This window comes from Flavobacterium sp. AK-345 (assembly GCF_058310175.1).
Genome location: NZ_JBZEER010000003.1, coordinates 80394 through 101368, shown reverse-complemented (window position 1 = coordinate 101368; position 20975 = coordinate 80394). Strand labels below are relative to the sequence as shown.

Annotated in this window: 13 protein-coding genes; 9 read left to right on the top strand and 4 right to left on the bottom strand. The window is 33.5% G+C overall.

Going from position 1 to position 20975, the window contains the following annotated elements; all coding sequences use genetic code 11:
• Positions 1-10: 10 nt before the first annotated feature.
• A complete protein-coding gene (locus tag AC4FQ3_RS07425; RefSeq protein WP_491181445.1) occupies positions 11-2890 on the bottom strand; it encodes a triple tyrosine motif-containing protein in 2880 nt (959 codons plus the stop codon).
• A gap of 344 nt (positions 2891-3234) precedes the next feature.
• On the opposite strand from AC4FQ3_RS07425, the gene AC4FQ3_RS07420 reads away from it, so the two are divergent.
• The 8 genes from AC4FQ3_RS07420 (at position 3235) to AC4FQ3_RS07385 (ending at position 18549) form a co-directional block, all read left to right on the top strand.
• The gene (locus AC4FQ3_RS07420; protein WP_073394949.1) at positions 3235-6357 is read left to right on the top strand and encodes a SusC/RagA family TonB-linked outer membrane protein; all 3123 of its coding nucleotides are present in this window, start codon (positions 3235-3237) and stop codon (positions 6355-6357) included.
• Between the two features lie 18 nt (positions 6358-6375).
• The gene (locus AC4FQ3_RS07415) at positions 6376-7917 is read left to right on the top strand and encodes a RagB/SusD family nutrient uptake outer membrane protein (RefSeq protein ID WP_073394950.1); all 1542 of its coding nucleotides are present in this window, start codon (positions 6376-6378) and stop codon (positions 7915-7917) included.
• 185 nt (positions 7918-8102) lie between these two features.
• The gene (locus AC4FQ3_RS07410) at positions 8103-9563 is read left to right on the top strand and encodes a glycoside hydrolase family 30 protein (RefSeq protein WP_491181444.1); all 1461 of its coding nucleotides are present in this window, start codon (positions 8103-8105) and stop codon (positions 9561-9563) included.
• Positions 9564-9614: 51 nt separating this feature from the next.
• Entirely contained in the window at positions 9615-11069 is a 1455-nt protein-coding gene (locus tag AC4FQ3_RS07405) for a glycoside hydrolase family 30 protein (protein ID WP_491181443.1), read from the top strand.
• A gap of 32 nt (positions 11070-11101) precedes the next feature.
• The gene (locus AC4FQ3_RS07400) at positions 11102-13369 is read left to right on the top strand and encodes a glycoside hydrolase family 3 N-terminal domain-containing protein (RefSeq protein ID WP_491181442.1); all 2268 of its coding nucleotides are present in this window, start codon (positions 11102-11104) and stop codon (positions 13367-13369) included.
• Positions 13370-13617: 248 nt separating this feature from the next.
• The gene (locus AC4FQ3_RS07395) at positions 13618-15360 is read left to right on the top strand and encodes a cellulase family glycosylhydrolase (protein ID WP_491181441.1); all 1743 of its coding nucleotides are present in this window, start codon (positions 13618-13620) and stop codon (positions 15358-15360) included.
• A 114-nt stretch (positions 15361-15474) separates the two neighbouring features.
• Entirely contained in the window at positions 15475-16314 is an 840-nt protein-coding gene (locus AC4FQ3_RS07390) for an endonuclease/exonuclease/phosphatase family protein (protein ID WP_491181440.1), read from the top strand.
• 6 nt (positions 16315-16320) lie between these two features.
• Positions 16321-18549 (top strand): glycoside hydrolase family 3 N-terminal domain-containing protein, encoded by a 2229-nt coding sequence (locus tag AC4FQ3_RS07385; RefSeq protein WP_491181439.1) that lies wholly within the window; start codon positions 16321-16323, stop codon positions 18547-18549.
• Positions 18550-18598: 49 nt separating this feature from the next.
• Here AC4FQ3_RS07385 and AC4FQ3_RS07380 read toward each other — a convergent pair whose 3' ends face one another.
• Positions 18599-18856, bottom strand: coding sequence for a hypothetical protein (locus tag AC4FQ3_RS07380; protein WP_042566218.1), 258 nt, complete (start codon positions 18854-18856; stop codon positions 18599-18601).
• A 332-nt stretch (positions 18857-19188) separates the two neighbouring features.
• Here AC4FQ3_RS07380 and AC4FQ3_RS07375 point away from each other — a divergent pair, with 332 nt between their 5' ends.
• Entirely contained in the window at positions 19189-19944 is a 756-nt protein-coding gene (locus AC4FQ3_RS07375; RefSeq protein ID WP_491181438.1) for an NUDIX hydrolase, read from the top strand.
• A 120-nt stretch (positions 19945-20064) separates the two neighbouring features.
• Here the strand turns inward: AC4FQ3_RS07375 and AC4FQ3_RS07370 are convergent, their stop codons facing one another.
• Both AC4FQ3_RS07370 and AC4FQ3_RS07365 read right to left on the bottom strand, forming a co-directional pair.
• Complete coding sequence (locus AC4FQ3_RS07370) at positions 20065-20679, bottom strand: alpha-ketoglutarate-dependent dioxygenase AlkB family protein (RefSeq protein WP_491181437.1); 615 nt, start codon at positions 20677-20679, stop codon at positions 20065-20067.
• Entirely contained in the window at positions 20666-20911 is a 246-nt protein-coding gene (locus AC4FQ3_RS07365) for an Ada metal-binding domain-containing protein (RefSeq protein WP_302094545.1), read from the bottom strand. The genes AC4FQ3_RS07370 and AC4FQ3_RS07365 overlap by 14 nt, the downstream gene beginning before the upstream one ends.
• Between the last annotated feature and the right edge of the window lie 64 nt (positions 20912-20975).

Sequence of the window (20975 nt, the reverse complement as noted above, 5' to 3'; positions counted from 1 at the left end):
TTATTTTTGATTAGATGCTCATTAAAAAGCCAATTAAATTCTCTTTCTTATTTAATCCGAGTTTTTTTCTTAATCGATATCTTGCAAGTTCAACACCTCCGCTTGAAATATTCATAATTTCAGCTATTTCCTTTGTTGACATATTCATTAATAAATAAGTAGACAAATCGAGTTCGCGTGGAGAAATCGTCGGGTATTTTTCTTTTAGACGTTTTAAGAACTCAAAATGTACATTTTTAATGTGCTTTTCCAAGTCCTTCCAGCTTTTGTCTGTATTGACCTCTTTTACGATACTTTTGTGTAATTTATTGAACTCAAATTTTGTTGAGTCGTCCAGGATATTAGTATCAATGTCTTTGAGTTTGTGAATTATTCCATTTAAGATTTTATTCTTCTTTACAACCTGAAGCGAATTATTTACGAGTTCTTTATCTTTTGCTAAAATTTTAATTTGAAGCTTGTCGCTTTTAAGTTTTTCGATTTCTTTTTCAAGTTCATGTTGTTCATGTCTTATTCTGGATTCTTTTTCAAGATACAATCTTCGTTGTTCTATAGTTTCGTAATATTTGTTTTTTCTAATTTTTGATTGAATTCTATTCGAAATAATATAGATAGCGGCTAAAACAAAAATAAAATAAATAAGATAAGCCAGAAAATGTCTGTACCACGGCGGAGATATAGTAAAATTTACTTCATTAACATCAGAGACAATACCATAGCTGTTTTTGGCCCTAATTTTCATTGTATAATTGCCTTCTCTCAAATTGGTATATTCCTTAATTGCTACTGTAGACCAATTTCGCCAGCTATCATCAAAAGGTTCCAGCTTATATGAATACAGTAAGTTTTCCTGATTTTCATAAGTTGGTGACGAAAATGTAAATTTAACATGATTTGAACTATAAGGCAGTTTAAATTCTTTTTCTGGTATTTCAAGATTTCCTATAAGAATGGTATCATCAGTAAATGAAAAACTTTCAATAAATGTGTTTGGTTTCGTTATAAAACTGTTTGATATTTTTGAATCATAATGCGTTAAACCATCCGTTAGGCCTATGAAAATATTGCCGGGATCAATAGTGTTTACAGAAATGTAATTATTAACCAGGTTGCCTGTAAGGTTAGAAAACGGAGCCTCTTTCTTTGTAAAACTGCCATTTTTGTTTTTTGTTAATACACCCAGCGATTCATTATATGAATACCATAAATTTCCATAAGTGTCTTCTATTAAAGTGTTTATTGTAGGTATGCCCAGGAATAACTGAGTAATTTTTTTGTCTTCAAAAAAAGCTTCTTGTTCTTTCGAAAATCTATAAAAATGATTTTTAGTTTGAAAGTAGATTTTTTTATTCAGTACTTGTAAGCTTCCGATTCCTTTATAGTCTGATGAAAGCTGAGTATGCTTTTTTATGTTATCAAATCTTTTTAAGTCATCAGACAATACCATTTGATATAAATAGGGATCTTTTTTTAGCCATAAAAAATTTCCATCTAATGCTATTTCAAATGTATTTGTAGTTTCGTCAAATCCTTCAACCTGATTTACATATTCGATGCCATTTGCTCCCTTTTTAAAAATCGAAAAACCATTATAACTTTCGCCTATTATATAGTTTTCGTGATTCGGAATTGCTTTAAATCCGAAATAACCTTTTGTATCTAATACTTTGGACACCCTGTTTTGATCAATCACTAATGCTCCGCTATTACTGGCGCATAATAGCGTGTTGTTTATTACCTGTACATTCCAGGCCTGCGCAATTGTACCTTCAACCCTGCTAAACGGTTCGTCTTTAAATGATTTATTCCAGGTATGATAGAATAATCCCTGATTTGTTGCAACATATAAATATCCATTAAAAAGCAGAGATGAGTAAACGGTTCCGATATTATAACTATAATCAAAAAAGGTGAAAGGCGAATTCTCGTTTATAAAAGTGATTCCATTATCCAATCCCAGCCAGAGATTGTTCTTACTGTCTACAAATGAAGTTAATATAGTATTGTTTTGAAGCCCTTTTTGACGATTAAGATGTTGGATTATTTTTCCGTTTAAATCACAAACTATGAATCCATTTAATACAGAATTGAGAACGATAAACTTATTCTTTATTATACAGCCGCCCAGTGATGTGTTTTTTTTAATGAATTCATTGGCCTCAGTTACCCATGGTTTAACAGAATTTCCATCGGTAACAAAAAGTCCTTTTTCCAGAGTCGCCAAAAGCAGCCTGTTATTTGGTAAAGGAAAAACAGACCAGATTTCCTTATCATTAAAAACCGTTGAACCTTTAAGAGGAACTAATTTTCCATTTTTATATTCCAGAATTCCCAGAACTTTATCTTGAAAATAGAGTTTTTTATTAACCAAAAATGAAAATTGAAACTTATTAGGAGCATCAATAAATCGTAGTTTTTCATTTTTAAAGAAAAATACTTTGGTAAATGATTGAAAAATTATTTCTCCTTTATATAGATGGATCCTCCAAATAAGATTGATGTTTTTGTTTGCTTTTTTATCAATCAATTTTGAAAGTGAAAAGTATTTTAAAACTCCTTTTTCATTGCTTTTAAAATATCCAAATTCATCATTTCCTCCTACAAATATTCTTCCGGTATTGTCAATTTTTACACTTCTTATTGCTGTTCCGTTTGGCAAGGAATATTTATGCCATGTAGATCCATCAAACTGAATTAAGCCACTATTGTTGGCAAAGTACATATTTCCTTTTTTATCCTGATCTATGTTCCAGTTTTGGGTTCCTCCTTTATATTCTGTCCTTTTATAGTTCTTTACCTGAGGTAATCCGACACTTTTTACTTGCGCAAAAAACGAAAAAGGTAAGATAAAAATTACAAATAATATTGAAAGTGAATTTATGAATTTCATAATTTTTAAGATCTATTTTTATGAGTAATGTTTTATATTTTGATTTAAAATCGAATATCGTGATTATGATTCTATAGTTTTACTTAATTATTTTCAATAAAAGCGAAAATAATTGTTTTTTCATAAATGTAGTGTTTATTTTTATAATTAACATTTCGATAACATCTAATAATTTATACTTAAATAATTAATAATCAATTTTTTATAAAAAAAATGATGTGTTTTTGTAATGTAATAAAATTTACTTTGATGTGTTTTTGTAATGAATTTTAATTATAAATAGTAAAAATTTAACTTTATTATTGCATCAAATTACTAATTAATTAACCAAAATTTTTAGAAAAATGAAATTAACAAAATTACTTATTTTTTGTTTTTCGTCTCTAATGTTTTCAGTTATCGCAATGGCACAGGACGTTACGGTAAATGGAGTTATAAATGACGAAAGTGGATTACCCGTCCCGGGCGCAACAATATCAGTTAAAGGGACTAAAAAAGCTACTGCTTCTGACTTTGATGGAAAATTTCAAATCAGTGTTCCTTCTAATGGAACTTTATCAGTAACTTTTGTAGGATATGTTACTGTAGACGAACCAGTAAATGGAAGAACTAAACTGGATATTAAATTAAGACCAGAATCTCAAAACTTAAATGAAGTTGTAGTAGTAGGATATGGTACTCAAAAGAAGAGTGTTGTAACTGGATCAATTTCTAGTGTTAAAGCAAAAGATTTAGAAAGTTTACCAATAACGAGAGTAGAGCAAGCTTTACAAGGTAGAGTTTCAGGGGTTTCTATTGCTGCAAATGCAGGTCAGCCAGGATCTGCTTCTACGATTCGTATTCGTGGTTTTACAACTTTAAACAACAACGATCCTTTATGGGTTGTTGATGGTGTAATTGTAGATAATGGCGGAATTGGATATTTGAATCAATCTGATATTGAATCAATTGAGGTGCTTAAAGATGGTGCTTCTGGTGCAATTTACGGTTCTCGTGCTGCTGCCGGAGTTATTTTGGTAACTACTAAAAAAGGTAAAGCAGGTAAAATTTCTGTAAACTATACTGGTTATGCAGGAACATCTCAGGCTGCTAAAAAAATCGATTTATTAGATGCTTCTCAATATACAACTATTTTAAATGAAGCATATGTAAATGGAGGTAAAGCTGCACCTTTCGCACCAACAACAGCTAAAGGAACAAACTGGCAGGATGTAATTTTTAATGATCATGCTCAACGTTATTCTCACGAATTAAGCTTTAGTGGTGGTAATGATACTTCGACTTTTTATATGTCATTTGGTTTAACAGATCAGGAGGGTATTATTACAACTGATATTTCAAATTATACAAGAAAAAATATCCGTTTAAACTCTAATCATAAGCTTGGTAAGTATATCAAAATTGGTCAGACTTTAGGATATTCTAACGAAAAAACAATTGGTATTGGTAACACAAATGATGAGTTTGGCGGTCCATTATCATCTGCAATCAACTTAGATCCGTTAACACCATCAATTGTTGGTCCAGAAGCTGCAGTTGCAGGTAGCCCATATGTAAATGCAAATGCGCTTAGAGATGCAAACGGAAACTACTATGGTATTTCTACAAACGTTACTCAGGAAACTTCAAATCCATTAGCTTATACACAAACAAGATTAGGAAATAATGATTTCTCTGAAAATTTTGTTGGAAATATTTTTGTTGAAGCAGAAATTTTGCCTGGATTAAAATTTAGATCTACTGCAGGTGCTAAATTAGCTTATTACGGTTCAGATAATTTTACTCCGGTTTACTACTTAAACGGAGCTACGAAAAAAGATGTAAACGAATTATTTAGATCTTACAAAAAATCATATAGCTGGAATTGGGAGAATACTTTGAATTATGCTAAAAAATTCGGAGATCATAACTTTAGTGTTTTAGTAGGTAAAGGAACTTATGTGGATAACATTACATCTGGTAATGATATCACTTACAGAGGCGTTCCTGCAACAACTCATGCTGACGCATCATTTAACGTTGATATTCCAATTGCTGATAAAATTGCAAATGCTTATAATGCACAAGCTTTAGAGCACAGAGTTGAATCATTATTTGGAAGGTTAAATTACGATTACAAAGAGAAATATATTTTTACAGGTATTATTCGTCGTGATGGTTCCACACGTTTTGGACCAAACCACAAATACGGAACTTTCCCTTCTGTGTCTTTAGGATGGGTACCGTCTAAAGAAGGTTTCTGGAAAGAAAATGATGTTGTAAATAATTTAAAAATTAGAGGAGGTTACGGTGTAACTGGTAATGACTCTTCTCCGGATTTCTTATATATTTCAACAGTTGGAATTCAAAGAAACTACACTATTGGTGGAAACATAGCTAACGGACAAAGTACAAATGCAATTGCAAACCCTGATTTGAAATGGGAAGAAACAAAACAAACAAACATTGGTTTTGAAACTATGTTATTTCACGATTTCAATTTAAGTGTAGATTTTTTCAACAAAAAAACAGAAGGTATCTTAATGCCAGTTCCGGTTCCGGGATATGTTGGAGCAACAGGAAAAACATATGCTAACTTAGCAGATATGGAAAATAGAGGTATTGATATTGAATTAGGATACCGTAAAAAAATTGGAGCATTAAACCTTTCAGTTAATGGAAACTTCTCATACATCAAAAATGAGATTACTTACCTTGATAAAGGAACTAACTTTTTAGTAGGTGATGAAACGGTTCAGTCTAGCTCTTATGAGATCAACAGAACACAAGTAGGACAAGCTTATAACTCTTTCTACGGATTTAAAACAAATGGTATTTTCCAGACTCAGGCAGATGTTGATAATTATAAAAATGCTGCAGGAAAAGTAATTCAGCCAAATGCTAAACCAGGAGATTTCCGTTGGCAAGATTTAGATGGAGATGGTTCAATTGGATCTAATGACAGAACTTTCTTGGGAACTTCATTGCCTAAATATACTTACGGGTTTACTTTAAACTTAGATTACAAAGGATTTGATATGTTAGTTTTTGGTCAGGGAGCTGGTGGAAACATGATTTATCAAGGTTTAAGAAGACTTGATATTACAAACGCAAACTACCAAACAGAAGTTTTAGGTCGTTGGACAGGACCGGGATCAACAAACAGTTATCCTAGAGTTACTACAAATGACACGAACAAAAACTTTACAAACCCATCTGATTTTAACTTAGAAAAAGGAGATTTCTTCAGATTTAAAACAGTTCAACTTGGATATTCATTTCCAAAAGAATGGATAGAAAGCATTTCATTGCAAAAAGTAAGATTGTACGTAACAGGAGAAAATTTATGGACAATAACCAAATATACTGGTTATGATCCTGAAATTGGAGGGCCTACTACTGCAGGGATGAACAACGTACAAGGTGTTGACAGAGGTTATTATCCTCAGGCAAAATCGTACATGTTAGGAGTTAATTTGCAATTTTAATTAAAAAAATAAAATATTATGAAACTTATAAGTTTTAAACAGTCACTTATGGCATTTGGAGTGTTGCTTACACTTGGAGCGTGCGATACAGATGAAAAATTAGAAGTGAAAGGTGATGGAGTAGTATATGAAGAAAATTTTTATAGAAACGAAACAGAAGCTTATTCAGGTCTTGTTGCCGCTTACGATAAATTAGGAAAGTTTGCAGGAGCAATGGAAAACGCACCTTTATTATTTTTAAACTCTGCATCAGATGATTTCTATGCAGGTGGTGGAGGGCCAGATGACCAGCCAGGTCTTCAGGTTGCGTCAAACTATAGCATAAGCCCTGGAAATATTCCGCCAAATATTTGGGCAGATTATTACAAAGGTGTTGCAAGATGTAATATCATGTTAGCAAAACTTCCTGCTATTCCTATGGATGCTGCTAAAAAAACAAGATTTACTGCCGAAGTAAAAGCTTTACGTGCTTATTATTATTTTGATCTTGTTAGAATGTTTAAAAACATTCCTTTAATCCTGGCTCCTATTGTACTTAAGGAAGAAATTCCATTAGTTGAACAGTCTAAACCGGAAGTAGTATATGCTCAAATCGAAAAAGATTTAAACGAAGCTATTGCTGATTTGCCAATAACATTACCATCAGCTGAATTAGGAAGATTTACAAAGGGAGCTGCAACTGCTCTTTTAGGAAAAGTATATTTATATGACAATAAAAAAGCAGAAGCTGCTGTCGAATTAGCAAAAGTAAACGGAACTACTCCTGGCCAGCCAAGTAGTTATGGTTATAATTTGATGCCTAAATTTTCGGATTTATGGAATCATGCGAACAAATTTAATACAGAATCTATTTTTGAAATTGCTTATACAGATAAATCAAATGCTGACTGGGGTAATTTTGAAAGAGGTGACGATGAAGGAAACGTTGCTGCTCAGTTAATGGGTATTAGAGATTATACCAGAAAAACTGCTGGTATTGCCGCACTTTTACCAGATTATATTAATGGTTGGGGTTTCATGGTAGTTACTAATGATTTAAGAACTGCTTTACTAGGAGATCCGCGTTATGCTTCTACTATTTTTGATGCAGGTACAGCAAGAGGTACTGGAAATACTGATCCCAATGGACTTATAACATATACCGACAGTTATAATGAAACTGGATATCATTTTATTAAATATGCGGCTGTTAATAGCGATATTAAATCGTCTAATCCATTCTTAAATTTTGGTATTAATACTTATATCATTCGTTTAGCTGATACTTATTTGCTGGAAGCTGAAGCTTTAGGAGGGACAGGAGCAAGAGCTCAGGCACTTTTAGATGCAGTTAGATTAAGAGCAGGAGTATTACCGGTACCCGTTTCTTTAGATGCTATTTATGCAGAAAGAAGATTAGAACTTGCCGGAGAAGGACACCGTTGGTTTGATTTGGTAAGAACAGGTCAGGCTGCTGCTAAATTGGCTTTCAAAGGATTTACTGCAGGAAAAAATGAAGCTTTCCCAATTCCTTACAGTGAATTCAACAACACTAAAATGGTTCAAAACGATCTTTACTAAATTATTTTAAAAATAATAATATCATATAAGAATTGTAACTTCAAATATGATGTTAGTTTGAGTTAAGTTTAAGTTTGGTTGTCAGAATAGCCCATATTCTTTATTGATTATGGGCTATTTTTTAATCAGGTTGACTAAGTTCAAAACGAGATTTGTACAAAAGTCTTACTACTAAAACATATACAATGAAAAAAATTACATTCATTATTACTACTTGTTTATGTTTTTCTTTATCTGTTTTTTCACAAAAGAGCCAAAAACCGGTACAGAAATTTACAACAACCAACAAAAAAATCACAGTTTATACTACTGCCGATAATACAAAATTAAGGTTAACCCCTACAGATAATTTAAGTTTTACAGCATCGAAACAACCCGTTGAAACAGAAGTTTCGGTTTTTGTAGAACCTTCAAAAAAGTTTCAGACCTTTATGGGAATTGGCGGTGCCGTTACAGACGCAAGTGCCGAAATCTTCGCCAAATTATCTAAAGAAAAACAACAAGAATTTTTAAATGCCTATTACGATGCCCAAAAAGGAATTGGATATTCATTGCTAAGAACAACCATTCAGAGTTCTGATTTTAGCAGTGGAAGCTATTCTTACATTGAAGAAGGCGATAAAGAGCTAAAAACTTTTTCGATAGATCACGATAGAAAATACCGTATTCCGTTAATCAAAGATGCGATCAAAACAGCTGGCGGAAAATTAGTTACTTATGCAACGCCTTGGTCTCCAAATGCTTTTATGAAAAGCAATAAAGACGTACTAAAAGGTGGAAAATTATTGCTTGAATTTTTTCAGCCTTGGGCAAATTTCTATGCCAAATTTATAAAAGCTTACAACAAAGAAGGAATTCCAATTTGGGGAACATCGGTACAAAATGAACCAATGGCAACTCAAACCTGGGAATCTTGTTTATATACAGCAGAAGAAGAAAGAGATTTTCTTAAAAATTATCTGGGACCAACATTGAAAAAAGAAGGTTTAGGAGATGTAAAAATTATTGCCTGGGATCACAATCGTGATTTAATGGTACAAAGAGCAAACGTTATTTATTCAGATCCCGAAGCTTCAAAATACGTTTGGGGAATGGGTTTTCACTGGTATGAAACCTGGACAGGTGCTCAGCCCATGTTCGACAACGTAGCAAGAGTACACGAAGCATATCCGGATAAAAAACTAATGTTTACAGAAGGATGTGTAGAAAGATTCGACGATACAAAATATCAGTTTTGGCCAAATGCCGAAAGATATGGAACCTCAATGATTAACGATTTTAACAACGGAACCGTTGCCTGGACAGACTGGAATATTCTTCTGGACGAACGAGGCGGACCAAACCACGTAGGTAATTTTTGTTTTGCGCCTATTCATGCCGATACAAATACAGGTCAGTTAATTTATACCCCATCATATTATTACATCGGGCATTTTTCAAAATTCATTCGTCCAAATGCAGTTCGAGTAAGTAGTGCAGTAAGCAGAAGCTATTTGTTAAGTACTTCATTTTTAAATACTGATGGCAAAATGGCGACGATTGTAATGAATCATACTGATAATGAAATTACATACAATTTTATTATTGGAAACGAAAAATCAATAGTTAAAATTCCGGCGCACGCAATACAAACGCTGGTTTATTAATTTTTCACAATAGTAAAAGACAATTTTTAAAGTAATAAGTTTTAGAAAGACATGAAATCAATCAGCAGCATATTTTTAACCTCGATATTAATTCTGCAGGCTAATTATTCTTCATCACAAAATGCAGGATCTTCAGGAGTTTCATCATCAAAATCAAATAAAAAAATCCAGATATATACAACAGCCGAAAATTCAGATTTAAGACTGTCGTTGTCTAATGATTTTATTTCGAATGAAAAAGCGACGGTTTTTATTGAAGTTGATGCTTCTAAAACGTTTCAGACTTTTCTGGGAATTGGCGGCGCAATAACTGATGCAAGTGCCGAAGTTTTTGCTAAACTTTCTCCGGAAAAGCAACAGGAATTTCTAACCGCTTATTACGATAAAAACAAAGGAATTGGTTATTCATTAGCCAGAACAAACATCCATAGCTGTGATTTTAGCAGCGAAAGTTATACTTATATAGCTGAAGGTGACAAAGATTTGAAAACTTTCAATATTGATCACGATCGAAAATTCAGGATTCCATTACTCAAAAGAGCAATTAAAACTGCCGGCGGAAAATTAACTTTATTTGTTAGTCCGTGGAGTCCCCCAGCTTTCATGAAAGACAATAATGATATATTACACGGCGGCGTTTTATTGCCTGAGTTTGCACAATCATGGGCAAATTATTATGCAAAATTTATAAAAGAATACCAAAAAGAAGGAATTCCAATTTGGGGATTGACCATTCAAAATGAACCAATGGCAACCCAGCGTTGGGAATCTTGTATCTATACTCCCGAAGCAGAAAGAGATTTTCTTAAAAACTTCCTCGGACCCACTTTAGAAAAGGACGGTTTAGGAGATAAAAAAATAATTATCTGGGATCATAACCGCGGTGATATGCTGGAAAAAAGAGCACAGCTTGTTTTTTCAGATCCTGAAGTTTCAAAATATGCATGGGGAATTGGATTTCACTGGTACGAAACCTGGAATGGCGGAACACCAAAATTCGAATCAGTTGGCAATGTTCACAAAGCATTTCCAGATAAAAACTTATTATTTACAGAAGGCTGTATCGAAAAATTTGACGCAACGAAATTTCAGTTTTGGGGAAATGCGGAACGTTACGGTCTTAACATGATCAACGATTTTAATAACGGAACCGTTGGCTGGACAGACTGGAATATTCTCCTTGACCAAAACGGCGGGCCAAATCATGTTGGTAATTTTTGTTTTGCACCCATTCATGCCGATACAAATACAGGACAATTAATTTATACACCGATGTATTATTATATCGGACATCTTTCAAAATTCGTTCGTCCCGATGCAAAAAGAATAAGTGAAACCGTAAGCGATAACACATTACTTTCTACATCATTTAAAAATACAGATGGAAAAATTGCTACAATTGTTATGAATCAATCAGACAAAAATGTGGTTTATACGATTACAGTTAAATCTCAGAAAAATACAATTACAATACCGGCACATGCGATGCAAACGCTTGTGTATTAGTTTTTAATAAGATATTAATTTAAAAAATTAAAATGAAAAATTCAGTTTTGCTATTGTCTTTGTTTCTTATTTGTGGAGCAGGATGGAGCCAGCAATCAAAAAATAATAAAGCAGCTATTGATGCTAAAGTTTCAGAGTTATTATCAAAAATGACACTAGAAGAAAAAGTGGGACAAATGACTCAAATCACGGTCACCATTTTTGAAGACACAAAAAAACCAGGCTATTTTGATGCTGCAAAATTAAAGCAGGGAATTCAGGATTATCATATTGGTTCTATTTTGAATGTACCAAATCCGGGTGCGCCAACTTTAAAAAGATGGCAGGAAACCATGACGGCAATTACAAACGAAGCCAATAAAACAAGATTAAAAATCCCTGTTTTATACGGAATCGACGCCATTCACGGCGCAAGTTATACAGCCGGAGCAACATTGTTTCCACAGCAAATAGGTTTGGCTGCGACTTTTAACACAGCTTTAGTAAAACGTGGTGCTGAAATTTCAGCTTACGAAACCAGAGCTTCATCAATTCCATGGGTTTTTTCTCCGGATTTAGATTTTCCAAGAAATCCTGCGTGGTCAAGAATGTGGGAATCTTTTGGAGAAGATGCTTATTTATCTTCAAAAATGGCAGTCGCTTTAGTAGATGGTTTTGAAGGAAATAACAATGTAGGTTCTAAATACAGCGTTGCTTCGTGTATGAAACATTACATAGGTTACGGAAGCACAACAACCGGAAAAGACAGAACACCAAGTATTATACCGGAACGTATTTTAAGACAATATGATTTAACAATCTATCAGGCAGCAATAAAAGCAGGTGCAAAAAGCGTAATGGTAAGTTCTGGAGAAATCAACGGAACTCCGGTTCACGCCAGCAAACATTTAATTACCGATATTCTTAAAAATGAATTAGGATTTCAGGGCGTTGTTGTAACTGATTGGAAAGATATTATCTACTTAAATACCAGACATAAAGTTGCCGAAACCAAAAGAGATGCCGTGCGTATCGCTGTAATGGCAGGAATTGATATGAGCATGGTTCCGGAAGAATTTTCTTTTTATACAGATTTAGTTGATTTGGTAAAAAAAGGCGAAGTGCCAATGTCCAGAATTGATGATGCGGTAACAAGAATTTTGAGAATGAAATTCGAATTGAACTTGTTCCAAAATACAGTAGCTGATTTAAAAGATTATCCAAAATTTGGTTCGGCCGAACACATTCAGGAAGCGTATAATACGGCTGCAGAATCGATTACTTTATTGAAAAATAAGGATGCCGTTTTACCTTTAAACAAAACAGAAAAAATTCTGGTTACAGGTCCAACTGCAAATAGCATGAAATACCTTAACGGAGGCTGGTCATACAATTGGCAAGGCGAAAACTCAGATACTTATGCAGCAGATAAATCGACAATTTTGGAAGCTTTTCAAAATAAATTAGGCAAAGAAAATGTATTATACACAGCTGGAGCTGATCTTGAAAAAGAAGACGATGCCGAAATTCAGAAAGCAGTTGATCTGGCAAAGAATGCCTCAAAAATTGTATTGTGCTTAGGAGAGAAAAATTATACGGAAACTCCTGGAGACATCAGCGATATTTATATTAGTAAATCTCAAATAAAATTAGCGCTTGCCTTATCAAAATTAAATAAGCCCATTATTTTAGTTTTAAACGAAGGAAGACCAAGATTAATTAGCGATTTTGAAGATAAAATGAGTGCCGTTGTTCAGTGTTATTTGCCAGGAAATGAAGGCGGAAGAGCATTGGTAGACATTATTTACGGAGATGTAAACCCAAGCGGAAGATTGCCTTATAATTATCCAAGATACCCGAACTCATTAGAAAAATACAATAGAAAATATACCGAAAGTATTTCTGAAGGAGAACAAAATAACGATGCAACTTACGAGAAAAGTTATTTGCCTCAATTCGAATTTGGAACGGGATTATCGTATACGACTTTCTCGTATTCAAATTTAAAAATTGATAAAAGCGAAATCAACAATACAGATGAAGTCAATGTTTCTGTTGATGTTACAAATTCAGGAAAAAGAGCCGGAAAAGAAGCTGTTTTATTGTATTTGTCGGACAACTTTGCTTCGATTACACCAGAATTTAAATCCTTAAAAAGATTCGAAAAAATCAGTTTAGAGCCAAATGAAACCAAAACGGTAAAATTTACTTTAAATCAAAAAGACCTTCAATTTGTAAACGAAGACCTAAAATGGATTTCAGAAAAAGGAACATTTACAGTTCAAATCGCCAATCAAAAAACGGATTTTTTATTAAAATAAATTAGTCTAATACATTCCTGCAAGGTTTACAAAACCTTGTAGGTATTTAAGTTTAAATTAAACACATAGAAACATAGATTTTATATTTAGAAATCAATAAAAAGAGAATAAAAAGAAACTAGTTTCTCACACATAGTCCCGAAGCTTCGGGATGCATTAATACAAGTGAAACGCCTTTTGAACGCAAACTAAGCTATGTTTCTATGTGTTAAAATAATACACCCAAAGGATTAATATTTAAATAAAGCATGAAAAATTTAATTATCACTTTACTATTGTTGCTTTCAATTGCCGGTTCTGCACAAGGATTTTTGCACAGAGACGGGCAAAATATCGTTGATGGTAACGGAAAAAATGTAATATTAAGAGGATTAGGCGTTGGCGGCTGGATGGTTCAGGAAGGTTATATGCTGCAGACACAGCCTTTTGCAAGTCCGCAATACATGATCAGACAAAAAATTCAGGAAGTTATTGGCGAAGAAGGAACAAAAGAATTTTACGCGGCTTATAAAGCAAACGGAATAACCAAAAGAGATGTTGATTCGCTGGCAAAATGGGGATTCAATTCAATTCGTTTACCCATGCATTACAACTTATATACTCCGCCAATTGAGCAGGAAAAAAATGGCGAAATAATCTGGATTGAAGAAGGTTTTGCCATGACCGATAATTTGGTAAAATGGTGTGCCGAAAACAAAATGTATTTGATTTTAGACTTACACGCTGCACCGGGCGGACAAGGAAATGACGCAGCAATTTCGGACTACGATACTACAAAACCATCTTTATGGCAAAGCGAAGACAATCAGAAAAAAATGATTGCTTTATGGAAAAAACTGGCTTCACGTTACAGAGATAATCCGTGGATTGGTGCTTACGACATTATAAACGAACCCAACTGGAATTTTACCGGAACGAATAAAAACGGTTGCGACGAAAACTCAAACGGACCTTTAAGAGATTTAATGGTTCGCGTTACAAAAGCCATCCGTGAAGTCGATACCAACCATTTAATTTTTATTGAAGGAAATTGCTGGGGAAATAATTACAACGGCATTTTTCCTTTATGGGATGAAAACTTGGCGTTGAGTTTTCATAAATATTGGAATTACAATACGACGGCTTCTATCCAGAAAATGCTTGATTATAGAAAACAGTATAACATACCAATTTGGTTAGGTGAAAGTGGAGAAAACTCGAATGTTTGGTTTAAAGATGCGTTGACATTAGTAGAAACCAACAATATTGGATGGGCTTTTTGGCCAATGAAAAAAATTGAAAATATTGCCGGAGTAACATCCGTAACCAAAATTCCTGAATACGATGTTTTGCTAAAATACTGGAAAGATGGTGGAGAAAAACCATCGGCAGCATTTGCTAAAAAAGCATTAATGAAAATCGCTGATAATTACAAAATGGAAAACGTAACCGTAAAACCAGATGTAATTGATGCGATGTTCAGGCAAGTACAAACCAACGATACAAAACCGTATAAAAAGAATATTATTCCCGGAAAAATTGCGGCAACACATTATGATTTAGGAACGAACGAAAAAGCCTATTCGGACAAAGATTTTGTGAATTACAGAGTCGAAACCGGAAATTTTGACGAATGGAACAAAGGAAATTCAATGAGAAATGACGGAGTTGATATTTTGCCATGCAAAGATTCAGGTTCAAACGGTTATCAGGTTTCTTTTATCGAAGATGGAGAATGGCTGCAATACACAGTTGAAGTTTCAAAATCAAATGTATACAATGTAGCAATTCGTTATTCAAGTGAAAACTTAGAAGGAAAACTTCATTTAGAAATAGAAAACGGTAAAAAATCAGAACCAATTACGCTTGCTCCAACAGGAGGAAATGACAAATTTAAAACTGTGATTTTATCAGGAATTGAATTAAAAAAAGGTGCAAATAAAATCAAAGTATTTTTTGATAACGGAGGTTTTAATTTGAATTATTTAGATTTCTCTGAAGTAAAAAAATAAAGAGCATATTCCTTTAGAAGTTAAATCTTGATAGTTAATTAACATAATTTTTAAATGAGTTTTTCTCTTTAAGACTACGGAAACACTAGTTTTACAGATTAAAATTTTTTAAATATGAAAAAGTTAAATAAAATTGTTTTAGTCGTATTCGTACTTTTTGTGAGTTTGTCATTTTATGGTCAAAATTTAAAAATGATGACCTATAATATTCGGTTAGATAATCCTTCAGATGGAGAAAATGCATGGCCTAATCGGAAAGAATATTTTACGTCGCAAATACAATTTTACAGTCCTGATATTTTTGGAGTTCAGGAGGCTTTGCCAAATCAGGTTAACTATATAGCTTCGGCTTTGCCGAAATATAGCAAATTTGGAATTGGAAGAGAAGAAAAAGAAGAAGGTGAAGCGTGTACGATTTATTATAAAAAAGACCGTTTTCAGGTTGATAAAATAAGTACATTTTGGTTGTCGGAAAACCCAAATGTGGTTTCCAGGGGTTGGGATGCTGCTTGTAACAGAGTCTGTACGTCGGCTCTTTTTAAAGATTTAAAGACAAAGAAGTTTTTTTGGGTTTTTAACGTGCATCTCGACCATATTGGAAACGAGGCAAGAATAAAAGGAGTACAATTGGTTCTTTCGAAAATAAAAGAATTCAACACAAAAAAATATCCTGTTTTTTTGATGGGGGATTTCAATTCAGAACCTGATACGCCTCAAATTGCAGAAATAAAAAAAGTAATGGATGATACAAAAGATGTTTCCATAGAAAAACCTTTCGGACCATCAGGAACTTTTAATGATTTTGAACACAATAAGCCTGTAACCTTGCTTATAGATTATATTTTTATATCTAAAAACAGCGGGTTAAAAGTGCAAAAGCATGCCGTTTTAAGTGACTCTAAAGATTTAAAATATCCATCAGATCACTTGCCGGTTTATATTGAAATTAACTAAATTAAAATGAAAAAATTAACCACATTTACCTTGTTGATGGTGTCGTTTTTTGCGGCTGCACAACAAGAAACAATCGATCAAAAAGTAAATGCTTTATTGAAAAAAATGACTATTGAAGAAAAAATAGGTCAGCTTAATCAATATACAGGCGATAATTCTGCAACCGGACCAATCACCATAAATCCAAATAAACAAGCGGAGATAAAAGCAGGATTGATAGGTTCGATGCTTAACGTCGTTGGAACAAAATATACCAGACAATATCAGGAATTAGCGATGCAGTCACGCCTTAAGATTCCGTTATTATTTGGTCAGGACGTAATTCATGGATATAAAACAACATTTCCAATTCCGTTGGCCGAAGCCGCAAGTTGGGATTTACCGGCAATTGAACTAGCTGCCAGAGTTGCCGCCACCGAAGCTTCTGCAAACGGTATTCACTGGACATTTGCGCCAATGGTAGATATCGGCCGTGATCCGCGTTGGGGCCGTGTAATGGAAGGAGCCGGAGAAGATACTTATCTGGGTTCTAAAATTGCTTATGCGAGGGTAAAAGGTTTTCAGGGAAATAAGCTTGGAGATTTAAACTCTGTTATGGCTTGCGTAAAACACTTTGCAGCTTATGGTGCTGCTGTTGGTGGTAGAGATTACAACTCGGTTGATATGAGCGAAAGAATGTTATTTGAAACGTATTTACCTCCTTTTAAAGCAGCTCTGGATGCCGGAGCCGCAACGTTTATGAATTCCTTTAATGACATTAACGGAATTCCGGCAACAGGAAATGCACATTTACAGCGTGACATTTTAAAAGGAAAATGGAACTTTCAGGGATTTGTAGTTTCAGATTGGGGTTCTATCGGAGAAATGGTGGCGCACGGTTATTCAAAAGATCTTAAAGCTGCCGCACTTTCTGCCATTACAGCCGGAAGTGATATGGATATGGAAAGTAATGCGTATCGTTATAATTTAGCCGAATTAGTAAAAGAAGGAAAAGTATCTATTGATCTTATAGATGATGCTGTAAAACGTATTCTTCGTAAAAAATACGAATTAGGATTGTTTGAAAATCCGTATAAATATTCAGATGACAAAAGAGCTGAAAAAGCATTAAATAATCCTGAAAATAGAAAAGCGGCGCTTAAAGTTGCCGAGAAAAGTATTGTTTTATTAAAGAATGAAAATCAAACTTTGCCACTTTCTAAAAGCCTTAAAACGATTGCATTTATTGGTCCAATGGTAAAAGAATACAAAGCCAATATGGGATTTTGGTCTGTAGAGCTACCAGATGTTGATTATGATAAATGGGTAGTTTCGCAATGGGACGGACTTCAAAATAAAGTGGGTAAAACGACCAAATTGCTTTACGCAAAAGGCTGTGAAGTAGATGGCGATAACAAAGACGGATTTGCAGAAGCAGTTGCAACCGCCAAACAAGCTGATGTTGTTATTTTGAGTATTGGAGAAAGACGCGACATGAGTGGTGAAGCAAAAAGCCGAAGTGATCTTCATTTGCCTGGGGTTCAGGAAGATTTGGTAAAAGCAATTCAGGCAACAGGAAAGCCGGTTGTGGTTTTGGTAAATGCAGGGAGACCGCTTATTTTTAACTGGACAGCAGATAATGTTCCGGCAATTGTTTACACTTGGTGGCTGGGAACTGAAGCAGGAAATGCAATCGCCAATGTTTTGTTTGGAGATTATAATCCGTCTGGAAAATTGCCAATGACTTTTCCGAGAGAAGTAGGGCAAGTGCCAATTTATTATAATCATTTTAGTACCGGAAGACCGGCTCCAAATGAAAATTCGACAGGTTATGTTTCTTCTTATATTGATTTGAAAAACTCACCAAAATTTCCTTTTGGATATGGTTTGAGTTATACAAAATTCAATTATTCTGATTTGAAATTATCTTCTGCTAAAATCAAAAATAACGAAACCATTAAAGTTTCTTTTCAGTTATCAAATGTTGGAAAAGTTGCCGGAGAAGAAGTGGTGCAGTTGTATTTGCAGGATAAATTTGGCTCTGTAGTAAGACCGGTTTTAGAATTGAAAGATTTTCAAAAAGTAAAACTAAATGCAGGAGAATCTAAAACAATCGAATTTACAATCGACAAAGAGAAACTTTCTTTTTATAATGATAAAATAGAATGGGTTGCTGAACCTGGAGATTTTGAAGTAATGATTGGAGCTTCGTCAGCAGATATTAAATTAAAAGCAAATTTTGAATTAGTACAATAAATAGAGTGTCAATTAAATTGGCGTTATGGATTTTATAAACGGTTATGAATTATTTCAAAACAGTATTTATAAAATCCATAGCGCCAATTCCTTTATATGATGCAAATAACGCTTTGTCAAAAGCTTCTCTTTTTTCCTTTTTATTTTTAGCTTCGTTTTCAAGAATCATCTGGTTGAAAATTCTTTCCTGCTCTTCACTGTATTTTATAGAAGCTTCTAAAAGATCGTTTTTTGAAACTAATCCAAAAGAAGAGAAGACTTTTTTAATAAGTCCTTTGTTGAGTTTTGTGAAATTTGGAATGCTCATAATTAATCAATTTATATTTCTAAATCTAATAGACTACTTGTTTTTATGTTTGTTACCAAAAAGTCGCAATATTAAACCTGTAAATAAAGATTTTATCTTTAACTATTACTTTTGTAAGTACTTACTGTAACTTAAAGCAAAAAAACCGTTTAATGTGTTATTGTGACGCAATGTAATTATTTTTTTAATTCAATTTCTATTTTAAGTAAAAATTGTGAATTCTACACTTTTAAATTATAGGCATGAAATATTGCTTCTTTAAAAAAATTCTGTCAATTTATAAAAATCCTTAAATTGCATGTTTAATTGAAATCAAATTTTAAAAAAGGCAAATGTCAAATGGATTTATAGAAAATAGCAAAGATTATCAACCGGGACTTTCAATTGATTGCGTTATTTTCGGATTTCACGATAACCAGCTTAAAGTTTTACTGATTAAAACCCCTTATGAAGATAAATGGTCTTTGCCCGGCGGATTTATTCCTCTGGATCAGGATATTGATACTGCGGCTAGTACCGTTTTAAATGGCAGAACCGGAATAGAAGGTATTTTTTTAAGGCAATTTGCAACTTTCGGAAAAGTAAAACGAAACGATCAGCATTTTAACAATGCCGTTTTAGAACATTTTAAAATTCCCAAAGAAGCGGGAAATTGGTTTACACAGCGTTTTGTAACAATTGGATATTATGCTTTGGTCGATTTTCTAAAAGCGATTCCGCAAAAAGATAATAGTCAGGAAATCATAGAATGGATTGACCATAAAGAAGTTCCTGAACTTATTTTGGATCACAAGGAAATTCTTGATAAAGCTTTGGATACGCTACGAATAGAATTGAATTTAATGCCAATTGGATATAATTTATTGCCCGAAAAATTTACGATTCCCGAACTTCAGAAATTATATGAAACCATTTTGGACAAACAACTTGACAGAAGAAACTTCCTCCGAAAAATAACCAACATCGGAATCCTGAATAAACTCGACGAAAAGAAAAGCAACGTAGCACATAAAGCACCCAATTTATATTCGTTTGATAAAAATAAATACGAAGAAGTTCTAAAAAACGGATTGAATCAGGGTTGGTAAAAATCAATTTAAGGTAGTCATCAGAAAAATAAGCAGAACTTTTATTTCACTATTAAGAGATTAAGATTCATAAAGCTAAATCTTAATTTTTCTTAATTTCTTAATGGTAAAAATTTTATTTTATTGTCCTTCAACAATTGTTCTAAAAGTTAAATTCACCCTTGGTTTTGTAGTTGTTTTGGTTGGTGGCAAACGATGGAGCCAATGTGTTTGTGTTTCATCTTTCATTACCAATAAACTTCCGTGTTCTAAAATTAATGAAACAACTTCTTTTGATTCTTTATGCTTAAAAGCAAACTTACGCTCAGCACCAAAACTTACCGAACCAATTGCGCCGTTTCTTTTTAAATCTTTTTCGGCATCGCTGTGCCATGCCATTCCTTCATCTCCGGAATGATATAAATTAAGCAAACAGGAGTTGAATGTTTCGCCTGTTTTTTGTTCGATAACAGCTTTTAATTCTAACAATTCCTTCGTCCACGGCAATGCTTTTTTGGTTGTATTCGAATAAGTATATTCAAACTCCGAATCTCCATACCAGGCTACTTTTCGTTTGGTCAGGATTAATTTTCCAAAGATTATGGCTTCGTCATTTTTCCATTCAATAGTATTTAAAAGAACATCTAAGTAATGATTAGCGCTTTCTCTCGAAAACAATTTTCCGTAATAATTTACAGTTCCATTTTTTGGAAGCAAGTTGGTAGTTTCGTTTATTTCGGGATTAAATAAGTCCATTTTTCCAGTTTTGATATTCGGTTTTCATACAATGTCCACAAGGTCTGAAACCATTTTGTCTGGCCTCATTTTCAGATAAAAAGAAAACCCGATTTTCACGTTTCATTCTTTTTCCCGAAGAACATTTTAGGGTGCCGTAGATTTTTAGTTTTCGGTTTCCACCAAAGCAAATTTCTGCATTTTTAATTTTATTTCGAAGATCTGAATCCAGAATTTCATTATGATAGATCATTTGTTTTTAGGTTCAAAGGTTCAAAGAAGCAGAGGTTCAAAGGAGGCATTCGTAAACAAGGCTG

What these genes read in the sequence shown, in the direction of transcription:
- AC4FQ3_RS07425 (WP_491181445.1), bottom strand. Translation starts at nt 2,890, where the DNA reads ATGAAATTCATAAATTCACTTTCAATATTATTTGTAATTTTTATCTTA.
- AC4FQ3_RS07420 (WP_073394949.1), top strand. Translation starts at nt 3,235, where the DNA reads ATGAAATTAACAAAATTACTTATTTTTTGTTTTTCGTCTCTAATGTTT.
- AC4FQ3_RS07415 (WP_073394950.1), top strand. Translation starts at nt 6,376, where the DNA reads ATGAAACTTATAAGTTTTAAACAGTCACTTATGGCATTTGGAGTGTTG.
- AC4FQ3_RS07410 (WP_491181444.1), top strand. Translation starts at nt 8,103, where the DNA reads ATGAAAAAAATTACATTCATTATTACTACTTGTTTATGTTTTTCTTTA.
- AC4FQ3_RS07405 (WP_491181443.1), top strand. Translation starts at nt 9,615, where the DNA reads ATGAAATCAATCAGCAGCATATTTTTAACCTCGATATTAATTCTGCAG.
- AC4FQ3_RS07400 (WP_491181442.1), top strand. Translation starts at nt 11,102, where the DNA reads ATGAAAAATTCAGTTTTGCTATTGTCTTTGTTTCTTATTTGTGGAGCA.
- AC4FQ3_RS07395 (WP_491181441.1), top strand. Translation starts at nt 13,618, where the DNA reads ATGAAAAATTTAATTATCACTTTACTATTGTTGCTTTCAATTGCCGGT.
- AC4FQ3_RS07390 (WP_491181440.1), top strand. Translation starts at nt 15,475, where the DNA reads ATGAAAAAGTTAAATAAAATTGTTTTAGTCGTATTCGTACTTTTTGTG.
- AC4FQ3_RS07385 (WP_491181439.1), top strand. Translation starts at nt 16,321, where the DNA reads ATGAAAAAATTAACCACATTTACCTTGTTGATGGTGTCGTTTTTTGCG.
- AC4FQ3_RS07380 (WP_042566218.1), bottom strand. Translation starts at nt 18,856, where the DNA reads ATGAGCATTCCAAATTTCACAAAACTCAACAAAGGACTTATTAAAAAA.
- AC4FQ3_RS07375 (WP_491181438.1), top strand. Translation starts at nt 19,189, where the DNA reads ATGTCAAATGGATTTATAGAAAATAGCAAAGATTATCAACCGGGACTT.
- AC4FQ3_RS07370 (WP_491181437.1), bottom strand. Translation starts at nt 20,679, where the DNA reads ATGGACTTATTTAATCCCGAAATAAACGAAACTACCAACTTGCTTCCA.
- AC4FQ3_RS07365 (WP_302094545.1), bottom strand. Translation starts at nt 20,911, where the DNA reads ATGATCTATCATAATGAAATTCTGGATTCAGATCTTCGAAATAAAATT.